8 protein-coding genes are annotated in these 10,079 nt (G+C 38.4%); 3 read left to right on the forward strand and 5 right to left on the reverse strand.

Features of this window, described 5'->3' with window-relative positions; translation table 11 throughout:
- The 3 genes from UC75_RS06455 to UC75_RS06465 form a co-directional block, all read right to left on the reverse strand.
- On the reverse strand, nucleotides 1-2,961 hold a 2,961-nt coding region (locus UC75_RS06455), incomplete at its 3' end, for an efflux RND transporter permease subunit (protein ID WP_228137137.1).
- Complete coding sequence (locus tag UC75_RS06460) at nucleotides 2,958-4,082, reverse strand: efflux RND transporter periplasmic adaptor subunit (protein ID WP_049837071.1); 1,125 nt, start codon at nucleotides 4,080-4,082, stop codon at nucleotides 2,958-2,960. The genes UC75_RS06460 and UC75_RS06455, both read right to left, overlap by 4 nt.
- Before the next feature lie 79 nt (nucleotides 4,083-4,161).
- A complete protein-coding gene (locus UC75_RS06465; RefSeq protein ID WP_049837072.1) occupies nucleotides 4,162-4,782 on the reverse strand; it encodes a TetR/AcrR family transcriptional regulator in 621 nt (206 codons plus the stop codon).
- Between the two features lie 127 nt (nucleotides 4,783-4,909).
- Between UC75_RS06465 and UC75_RS06470 the strand changes: the two genes are divergently transcribed.
- From UC75_RS06470 to UC75_RS06480, 3 genes are all read left to right on the forward strand, one after another.
- Nucleotides 4,910-6,346 carry an efflux transporter outer membrane subunit gene (locus UC75_RS06470; protein ID WP_049837073.1) on the forward strand — a complete coding sequence of 479 codons (1,437 nt, stop codon included), beginning with the start codon at nucleotides 4,910-4,912 and terminating at the stop codon, nucleotides 6,344-6,346.
- Between the two features lie 51 nt (nucleotides 6,347-6,397).
- Entirely contained in the window at nucleotides 6,398-7,759 is a 1,362-nt protein-coding gene (locus UC75_RS06475; RefSeq protein WP_049837074.1) for an MATE family efflux transporter, read from the forward strand.
- Between the two features lie 545 nt (nucleotides 7,760-8,304).
- Complete coding sequence (locus UC75_RS06480) at nucleotides 8,305-8,646, forward strand: hypothetical protein (protein ID WP_049837075.1); 342 nt, start codon at nucleotides 8,305-8,307, stop codon at nucleotides 8,644-8,646.
- Here UC75_RS06480 and UC75_RS06485 read toward each other — a convergent pair.
- Nucleotides 8,621-9,091, reverse strand: a complete 471-nt coding sequence (locus UC75_RS06485; protein WP_049837076.1) for an AnBLUF65 family BLUF photoreceptors — start codon at nucleotides 9,089-9,091, stop codon at nucleotides 8,621-8,623. The genes UC75_RS06480 and UC75_RS06485 overlap by 26 nt on opposite strands.
- Nucleotides 9,092-9,373: 282 nt before the next feature.
- A complete protein-coding gene (locus tag UC75_RS06490) occupies nucleotides 9,374-9,583 on the reverse strand; it encodes a cold-shock protein (protein ID WP_003650775.1) in 210 nt (69 codons plus the stop codon).
- Nucleotides 9,584-10,079 lie beyond the last annotated feature (496 nt).

Consider the following 10,079-nt stretch of genomic DNA (forward strand, 5'->3'; position numbering starts at 1 on the left):
AGCAAGCGTTCCCCAAAACACTGAGTGAGTCAGAGGAATGAAAGCTAAAATAGCTGCTAAAGCTGTCAAAATTACAGGTCTGGCACGTTGTACTGTGGCCTCAACCACTGCATTCAACGGATCAAGCCCAGCTTCTTTGTTTTGCTGAATCTGTCCAATTAAGATGAGCGTGTTACGCATCAAGATTCCAGACAATGCAATCAACCCGACTAATGCATTAATACCAAAGGGCTGCTGAAATAACAGAAGCGTTGGCACAACGCCGATTAATCCCAACGGGCTGGTTAAAAACACCATAATCATTGCAGCAATAGATCTCACTTGAAGAATGATAATGAGTAGCGTCATTGCCAACATGATTGGAAAAATAGGAAGCATGGCTTTAGTGGCTTTACCTGACTCCTCAATAGAACCCGCCTCTACAATTTGATAACCCTTTGGTAAATCTTTAATGATTGGTTGAAGCTGTTTGGTAATTGCAGTAGATACATCCGGTGGTTGTAATCCATCAGCAATATCTCCACGAACGGTCATCGTTGGTACCCGATCTCGACGACGAATGACAGGTTCTTCCATGCGAACTTCAATTTTGCCAATTTGTGCTAAAGGAATACGTTGCCCATTTGCTCCCGTGAGTGTGAAATCACCAATTTTTGCAGGGTCTAGCCTGATATCACCTGCTGAACGGGCAACAACTTGCACTGTACGAATATCTTCACGCACAGATGTAATTGGAATACCAGTTAACAAAAACTGTAATTGCTGTGCGACTGAACTTGATGTGAGACCAACTGCTTGTAGACGGTCTTGTTCCAATGTGAAATGTAGGGCTGGCACACGAGTTCCCCAGTCCGTATTTACAGTTCGCATCATTGGGCTAGCATTCATAATTTGCTGAACCTGAACTGCAATCACACGTAATTTTTCTGGATCAGGACCTGAAACTCGGTAAGCTACTGGATATGGCGAATAGGGTCCAAACACAAGTTGTGTTACACGTAGTTGTGCCTCAGTCGCAAGTCCATTTGAAATAGCTTGTCTTAAGCGGTGTTTTAAGGCTTCACGTTCTTCTTGATTGTCAGTTCGTACCACAATCTTGGCAAAGGATGGATCTGGTAACTCAGGCCCCATCGAAAAATAAAAACGAGGTGCACCTTGACCAATATACGATGTCACAATCTTTGCTTCATGTTGCTTAGATAACCAAGCCTCAACTTTTGCTGTCGCAGCACTTGTTTGCGTAATCGATGTTCCATAAGGCATCTGTACTTCAACAAGCACTTCAGGTCGGTCAGAGATTGGGAAAAATTGTTTTTTCACCAATGCCATTCCACCGACGGCTAAAACAAATAGGCCGATTACACTACCGGCAACAATCCATTTACGCGCAATCACACGTTCAAGAATTTGACGGAAACGGTTATATCGTGGTGTGTCATAAATTGCAGTATGGCCACCTTCAATTTCTTTAAAATCAGGCAACATTTTCACACCCAAATAAGGTGTAAAAACTACAGCAACAACCCATGAGGCAATAAGTGCAATACCAACAATCCAAAACATATTGCTGGTATATTCACCCGCACTAGATCGAGCAAAACCATTTGGCATGAACCCAACAGCGGTAACTAATGTTCCTGAAAGCATCGGTGCTGCCGTATGGCTCCATGCATAGGCGGAAGCTGCTATACGACTAAAGCCCTCTTCCATTTTTACGACCATCATTTCAATCGCAATAATGGCATCGTCAACTAAAAGCCCTAAAGCAAGAATAAGAGAGCCAAGTGTAATTCGGTCAAAGTTTTTACCCGTTGCCAGCATCACTACAAAAACAATAGCTAATGTGAGTGGTACAGCCATAGCAACTACGACACCAACACGCCATCCCATGCTAATAAAGCTTACAAACATGACTACAAGTAATGCTGCAAAGAACTTAATCATGAACTCATCTACCGATGAGCTGATGTTGACCGCCTGATCAGTCACTTTGTTTAAACTAATGCCTAAAGGTAAATCTTCGTTAATCGATCCGACTTCTTTCTCTAATGATTTACCAAGATCTAAGCCATTCCATCCTTCGCGCATCACCACGCCCAACAGTAAGGTCGGTTCCCCACCATTACGAATCATGAATGTTGCAGGATCTTCAGTGCCGCGTTTAACGGTCGCAATATCTGACAATTTCAAGGTGCGACCTTGAGCCGTTATCGGGGTGTCACGAATTTTTTGTAACTTGTCAAAAGCACCATCTAATCTGACAAAAACTTGAGGACCCTTAGTTTCAATAGAACCCGCGGGAGTAAGCACATTCTGATTATTCAGCGCAGCAAATACATCTTGCGGATTTACGCCTAGGGTTGCCAAACGCTCATGTGAAAATTCAATATAGATACGTTCAGATTGCTCACCAATAATATTGACTTTCTTTACGCCCGGCACATGAAGTAATTGCTGTCGAATTGTTTCTGCATCACGTACCAATAATCTTTGTGCTTCATTTTTTACCTTTAATGAATATAAAGCAAAAGTTACATCTGCATATTCATCATTAACAAGTGGTCCAATTACACCGGCAGGTAAGTTGCTCATCTCGTCATTTACTTTCTTCCTCGCCTGATAAAATTCCTCCTGAACCTGTGATGGTGGGGTACTATCAAGTAAAGTCAGTGTCGTAAAAGCCAAGCCGGGTCTAGTATAAGTTTCTGTTCGATCGTACCAACGCAGCTCCTGCATCCGTTTTTCGATTTTTTCAGCAACTTGATCTTGCATCTCTTGAGAAGTTGCTCCAGGCCAAGCTGTCACAATGGTCATAACCTTCACTGTAAAAGCTGGATCTTCGGCTCGACCTAACTTGAAAAAAGCAACGATGCCAGCAATTGAAATCAAAAAAATCAGAAATAGCGTGATACCGCGTTCACGCACAGCAAGGGCCGATAAGTTAAAACCTTTTTCATTCATGAGTGGTCCCCTTCATTTCCAACTGAAGGATGACTCGCTTGTGAGGCAATACGTACCAACTCACCTTCTCGAAGCAAATGCGCACCTAAGGCAACAATTCGATCTCCACTTTGAATATTGCCAGTGACATAGGCATATTCATCATTAAGCTGTTTAACAACAACAGGACGCCACGTTACTTTCTGAGTTTTTCCATTAATTACCCAGACTCCAGCTCCCTTACCCTTATCAAGTAAGGAACCGACTGGCACTTGTAAAAAATGTTGTGAACTCTGATTTTGATTGGAAATACGTACAGTAACCGTTGAACCTAAAGGAGCATTTGCTAAATCACCTTCTAAGACGAAACGGGCTTCAAAAGTACGAGTGAGTTGATCTGCTGTATTTGATAATTGTCTAAGTTTAGCTGGGACATTTATATTTTCTTTACCAAATAGTGTGGCTTGACCAATGGCGCCTATTGCAGGACGTAATGTTTCTGGAAGCTGAATAATTGCTTCTCTTTGACCAGAATGAGCTAAGCGAATGACTGTTTGGCCCGCACTGACAACCTGACCTGGTTCGACCAGTGTTTCCATAATCGTACCATCACCATCCGCAATTAAATCGGCATAATGACTCGCGTTTAATGCAACCCTAGCTTGAGCTTGAGTCGAACTGAGCTGCGCTCTCGCCGTATCCGCTGCTGCTTTAATCTGATCATAGGCAGAAGCAGAAATAGCCCCGCTCCCACGCAAATCACGATATCGAGCTTCATCTTTCTCTGCTTGTTCTGCACGGGCCTTGGCTGCACCCACAGCTTCTTGTTGGGCTTTGGCAGCAAGTTCTAAATCGACCGGATCAATACGCATCAGTAACTGACCGCGCTTTACTGTCTGCCCTGCTTCAACAAATCGTTTGATCACTTTACCAGAGACACGAAAACCCAGATCACTTTCTACCCGTGCCCCTATCGTGCCTGTGAATGCTCTTGAATCAGAAGTGATTTCGTCTTGTACAGTTGCGACTCGTACTAATGGCGCAGAAGTACGGGGGTCAGATTGCGTATTTTCAGCACAACCGAGCAAGAAAAACGGAAATATACATATTGCAGTAAATGGAATAAGGCGACGATAAAGCATATGTGAGCCCCCCTTAAGAAATTAATCAGGAGACTCATTTTTAATCAAGTGACCAATTTAGTCAATAGTCACAAATCTATTATGGCGATAAACTCCTTAGTACAAGGCTAGAAAGCAAGACTGGAGCATTGGTGTTATATGAAATACTATGTTGTAAAAGTAGTGGGTGCAGATAAGGTCTCATGACTAAATAAATAGCTTTAACTGCTTCATCAATTGGAGTTTTTCTTTCAAAATCCCCAGATTGACGACCTTCTTGAATAATATTTTGTAGTAAATTATTCATTCGACTCTCATAAGCGACTGTAGCATCCCATTTCTCAGAAGCAGCAGAAGCGGCAATTTCATAAAGCTTACGCTCTTGAGAAAATAAACGAAGGCTTGCTTCAACAATTACTTTAAATAACACCCTTAATTTTTCTGCGGGATACTCAGCTTCATTAATAGCTGTATTAACTTCATCTTCAATTTCACGTAAACAATTGGCACAAATCATTTCGCCAATTGCCTGTTTAGATTCAAAAAATTTATAAATATAAGCTTTAGAAAAACCTATAGATTTTGCGAGATCAGAAACTGTAGTTTTCTCATAACCATAGCGGCTGAAATGCTCTGTAGCGGCAGTCAGGATTTGATCTCTTACATCATGATCTTCTGGTCCTCGCTTTGAAACAGGATAACTACTTTTTTCTTTACTCATATTTTCAATTTAAACCTTTATCTGGAAGTGGCAGTTTAACTCTTGCGAAATGATATTGACAACTAGTGACTAATTTGTATTATAGTCACAATTAAACTGTTATTCAAAATCTCGCCTCGGGGGAAATATGTTATCTAGATCTATCGTTCTCCTACCCATCATCGTAAGTACTCTTACTGCGTGTACCGTAGGTCCTAATTATAAACGCCCTAATATATCTCTACCCGAGCAATACCTTGGCACACCCTCAAACTCATCAAATGACAATAACAAAGCAGATATTGCCGTATGGTGGCAAAGTTTTAACGATCCTCAACTTACTCGATATGTCACATTAGCATTAAAACAAAATCTTGATTTGACCCAAGCATATACTCGAGTGACTCAAGCTCAGGCAGGATTATCGGCAGTTAATGCCTCTTTACAACCAATAGGTACTGTTGGCGCACAAGCAGCTAAAGTTTACCAATCTGTTGAAACACCTTTGGGGCAAGTTTTAAATTCAATGCCAGATTTTGACCGATATGGTAGTTCTTATGAAGCAAATTTAAGTGCAACTTGGGAGTTAGATATTTTTGGAGGCCTTCGCAGAGATCGTGAAGCTGCACTTGCAAATTATCAGTCTTCAAACGCAGGAGCCTCAGCCGTCCATTTAATGGTCGCTGCTCAAACTGCCAATATCTATATTAATATTCGCGGCTTACAATCCCGACTAGATATTGCCCATCAACAATTACAAACCCAACAACAACTTCTTTCAACCATTAATCTTTTATACAGCAAAGGTTTAGCTTCTGAATTTCAAGTCAAACAAGCCAAAGCAAATGTTGCTCAAGTTCAAGCTATTGTTCCTGTTCTTGGAATGAATCTAGACATTGCTATGAATGCCCTCGACGTCATGCTTGGAACCGTACCGGGAACTCACCGAGCAGAACTAGCAGAAGTAAAACCAATTCCGGTTATTCCTCAGATTACAGAAACCGGAACACCTCGTGATCTTTTACGTAGACGACCAGATCTCATCATGGCTGAAAGACAATTGGCGGCTTCAAATGCACGCATTGGCAGTGCGATTGCAGAATATTACCCAAAGGTCTCTCTAGGCGGTTTGATAGGTAGTGCAACCACAGCAAGTGGAAACTTATTTTCAAGTGGTGCAAATCAGGCTGCGGGCTTATTAGGTTTGCGTTGGCGCTTATTTGATTTTGGTCGAATTAATGCAGAAATTAGCTTATCCAAGGGCCAAGAAGCCGAAAAGCTCGCAGCCTACCAATTAGCCGTCTTACATGCGACGGAAGATGTAGAAAATTCATTATCAACTTTGTCCAAACGACAAGAACAGTTAATGGCTCTTCAAGATGGAGAAAATGCATTAAAGCATGCACAGAAAATCGCTTTGATTGCTTACCAGAAAGGAATTAACAGTCGAATAGAAGTATTACAAGCAGAATCAAACGCTTTGCAATTTTCAGATAGAAAACTTCAAGCACGAACTGATTCGGCCCTTGCAGCTGTAGCAGTTTACAAATCACTAGGTGGTGGCTGGCAACCTCAAAAGTTTTAAGACAACCCTATTTCAATTGTAGGCACATAATTCATAAAACGAGAATCTGTTATGCGAGAACAATCCGTACGCCAGTCTTTAGGTACACACGATTTAAATCATGCCATCTTAAGTGGCCCAATTACCCGAGTAATGCTAAAACTGGCATTGCCGACCATAACTGTTCTACTCGTACAAACATTAATTGGATTACTAGAGACATATTTTGTAAGTTCTTTGGGAACTGACATAATGGCAGGTGTAGCCGTTGTGTTCCCCATTCTTATGCTCATGCAAATGCTAGCAAATGGTGGGTTTGGTGGAGGTTTAGCCTCAGCAATTGCTCGAGCTTCTGGAGCAGGTCAATCAGAAGATGTCCAATCCCTTGTCTGGCATGGTGTCATTCTTGCTGGCCTTTTGGGAGGAATTTTTAGTATTGTTATGCTCAGCGCTGCCCCCATGATCTACCACTTAATGGGGGTTACAGGCTTAGCTTTGAATGCTGCTCTAAAATATTCCAATATTATTTTTATTGGTTCACCTCTCATATGGGCTGTAGCCTTACTCTCAGCAGCTTTACGCGGTGCAGGTGATACAAAAACCCCAGCACGCATAACACTTCTAGGTGGAGTGCTACTTTTACCTCTATCACCTATTTTTATTTTTGGCTGGGGATTCATTCCTTCATTTGGCGTGGCCGGAGCTGGGCTCGCTGTATTAAGTTATTATATTTTTGCCATCATATGCTTAATTAAGCACATGCGAACAACGCATAGTATTATCAAATTATCGATCAAGCCTATCAATTTTAAGTTTTTCAAAGATATTCTTGGTATTGGTTCACTATCCGCTATTGGAATAATTCAACTCAATTTAACTGTTGTCCTCATAACTACCTTAGTTGGTCAATTTGGATCTGATGCAATCGCTGGGTACGGTATTGCGTCCCGATTAGACTACATACAAGTTCCACTTATGTTCGGTATCGGTTCAGCAATTATGGCCATGGTTGGTATTAATTATGGAGCTGGACAATTTCAAAGAGCACGCCGTATAACATGGATTGGGGTTTTCATTACGTTTCTTATTACTGGTTCAATAGGACTTTTCTTTAGTATTTTTCCTTCCATTTGGCTTAGGTTTTTTAGTCATGATCCATCTGTTCTTCTAACTGGAACAAATTACTTGCAGCATGTTGCGCCTTTTTATGGCGCGATAGGTATTGGTATGGCACTTTATTTTGCAGGCCAAGGTTCAAAACGATTATTAGGCCCTCTTTTAGCAGGTACGATCAGAATGATCATTGCTGCTGTTATTGGAAGTATCTCTGTCTTATATTTTAATGCAAGTTTATCAACCTTCTTTCAAATTATTGGAGTCAGTGCTTTGATATTTGGTTTAGTATCCTGCTTGGCAAATTTTATACATAGATGAAATCGTATTCAGTTTAAAAGAGGATTATTGGATCTTCTTAATTATTAATTTTTCATATTAAAAATTACTTATTCTTATAATTTAATCCAATAACTTTTTACCAAACATTCATTAAATAACCTCATAACTTCATTTTTTAAATTATCTTCATCAACTAGATGTTACTTTTTGTTATTTATGTAAAGCCAATCTTAACAATAAAACCAACTAACCATTTGTTAAATATAATTTTTCAATAAACCTTATTTTGTAAATTTCGTCTATTTTTTATACAAATGTAGGTAATTTCTCACAACCATGTAAGCCAAAACGTACAACACAACTAATTGTTTTTCCTATAATTAATTTCAGTACATATAAGCACTCTTTACTATTAAATAGAAAGCTGAGTATTAATGAAGAGATCTGGAGAAACGGTAACGTTATCTTTATTAATATAAAAACTCTTAATAATAGAAAAAGAATCTCAAAAAATTAATATGTACCATCTTTCCTCTGGAAACAGAGGAAAGATCTTTTTTTAATCATCAGATAGGGTATAGAGAATGTTTATTGCAAAAAATATATTTGTATATTTACTATCAATGTTAGCTTTATGCTTAATGATTATTTTCTTTAATTACATTGGAATGAACGAGACGATTAACCTTCTTCTCTCTTCAGCACTTTTTGGAATATTTATTACTTGGTATTTCAAAGGTAGCGGACTATGTCTCGCCCTATTTAGTTTTTTTTACTGGGCAATGTTTGTAATTAGTCAAAGTTTAGAAGTGATATGGATGCTCGCAAGTTCAGTCATTGTCTATCTAGTGATGACTAAAATAATTCCCAAATTCAAGACCATCCATATCGGTGTTATAGCTAAAAAGGGTTCACCCCACGCTTAACCATACCTACTTTCTTAACTGTATTAATTTTGCTTTGTTCAGCACGTAATAACTCATTTAAGAAAATTTTTAAATTTTGCTCATCAAGACAAATGGGATTAAAACTAGTTTCTCCCATATTTAAAAAGAAAGATTCAATATTTGTATTACGCTGTACATATTTCATTGACCAACGCTGAAAAGAGTTCTTCTCGATGGAATATGTGCACAACCATTTAACATTGTAGTGTCTTTGATCATCTTTAATTCTTTCAAATAATCGCTCTACTAACTCTTGTTCACCTTCTAAACATTGAAAGAAAGCATTATCAGCATAATAGAGCACACCACAAATTTGATTCAAATCATTGAAATTTCTAGCTTCTGTTAAAATATCACGTAAATCTTGCAATAAATCTTCATTTTTTTCGTTTCGTTGACTGGCATAACACAGGCGAACGTTCATTAACAATTCCGTGAAATATAAAATTTCTTTATTTAAAGATTTTTCAATCTAACACACATCTCTTCCTAATAATTTATATTTCACCCCTACATTCAATATATGCTCCAAACACACATCCCATAAGAGAATAACGAAACTTATTAGGCTTATAAACGATTAGGTATAAAACAAAAAAGCCCTCTTATAGAGGGCTTCTATAGCTTGTAAAAGAACAATAAAATTTCTTTTATAAGACTAAAATAAAAAAAAGCACTAAATAGTGCTTTTTTTCTTACTGAAATATTATTGTGGAATAATATTTACAGCATTTGGGCCTTTTTGACCTTGAGTAACAGTAAACGTTACACGTTGACCTTCGTGCAAAGTTTTGAAACCTGAACCAGAGATCTCTTTGAAGTGTGCAAACACGTCTGGACCATTGTCTTGTTGAATGAAACCGAAACCTTTAGTTTCGTTAAACCATTTTACTGTACCGCTTACTGTATTAGACATGATATATCCTACTGATTTCTAATATTTTAGTATCATTTAATAATGACACTAACATAACTTTGAAAAAAGAATAACAAATTGAGTTAAGATCTTAAAAAACGAAGGATTATGACTAAAACTACGATACTTTAAAGAAGATTTACTAACAAGACTTTTTTCTAGTTAAGAGCATGATACCTGAAATAAATTTCTATTCAAGCTTTTTATGAGAAAAATTTTATAAATTATAATAAAAAACCCAAAAACAATAACTTAATAGTGCAACTAAAACTTAGTATATCCCCTACCTAACCAACAACTTACATCCAATTAGATAAATTGTTGAAGAATAGAAAGATCAGCACTTAGAACGCATGAGATGCTTGAATAAAAATATAAAAAAGACTTTAAATAATTTGAATTTTAGAAATTCAGGCAAAAAAAAAACTCCTAAACAGGAGCTTCATTTTTAAATCATTGGCAGAGGATCAAGGACTCGAACCTTGACGAACGGTTT

The sequence above is a fragment of the Acinetobacter sp. V2 genome (genome assembly GCF_001188385.1).
Lineage (GTDB): Bacteria > Pseudomonadota > Gammaproteobacteria > Pseudomonadales > Moraxellaceae > Acinetobacter > Acinetobacter oleivorans.

Bases quoted from the DNA above. Each gene is read 5' to 3' on its own strand.
- UC75_RS06475 (WP_049837074.1), top strand. From the start codon at position 6,398: ATGCGAGAACAATCCGTACGCCAGTCTTTAGGTACACACGATTTAAAT.
- UC75_RS06490 (WP_003650775.1), bottom strand. From the start codon at position 9,583: ATGTCTAATACAGTAAGCGGTACAGTAAAATGGTTTAACGAAACTAAA.
- UC75_RS06460 (WP_049837071.1), bottom strand. From the start codon at position 4,082: ATGCTTTATCGTCGCCTTATTCCATTTACTGCAATATGTATATTTCCG.
- UC75_RS06485 (WP_049837076.1), bottom strand. From the start codon at position 9,091: ATGAACGTTCGCCTGTGTTATGCCAGTCAACGAAACGAAAAAAATGAA.
- UC75_RS06465 (WP_049837072.1), bottom strand. From the start codon at position 4,782: ATGAGTAAAGAAAAAAGTAGTTATCCTGTTTCAAAGCGAGGACCAGAA.
- UC75_RS06480 (WP_049837075.1), top strand. From the start codon at position 8,305: ATGTTTATTGCAAAAAATATATTTGTATATTTACTATCAATGTTAGCT.
- UC75_RS06470 (WP_049837073.1), top strand. From the start codon at position 4,910: ATGTTATCTAGATCTATCGTTCTCCTACCCATCATCGTAAGTACTCTT.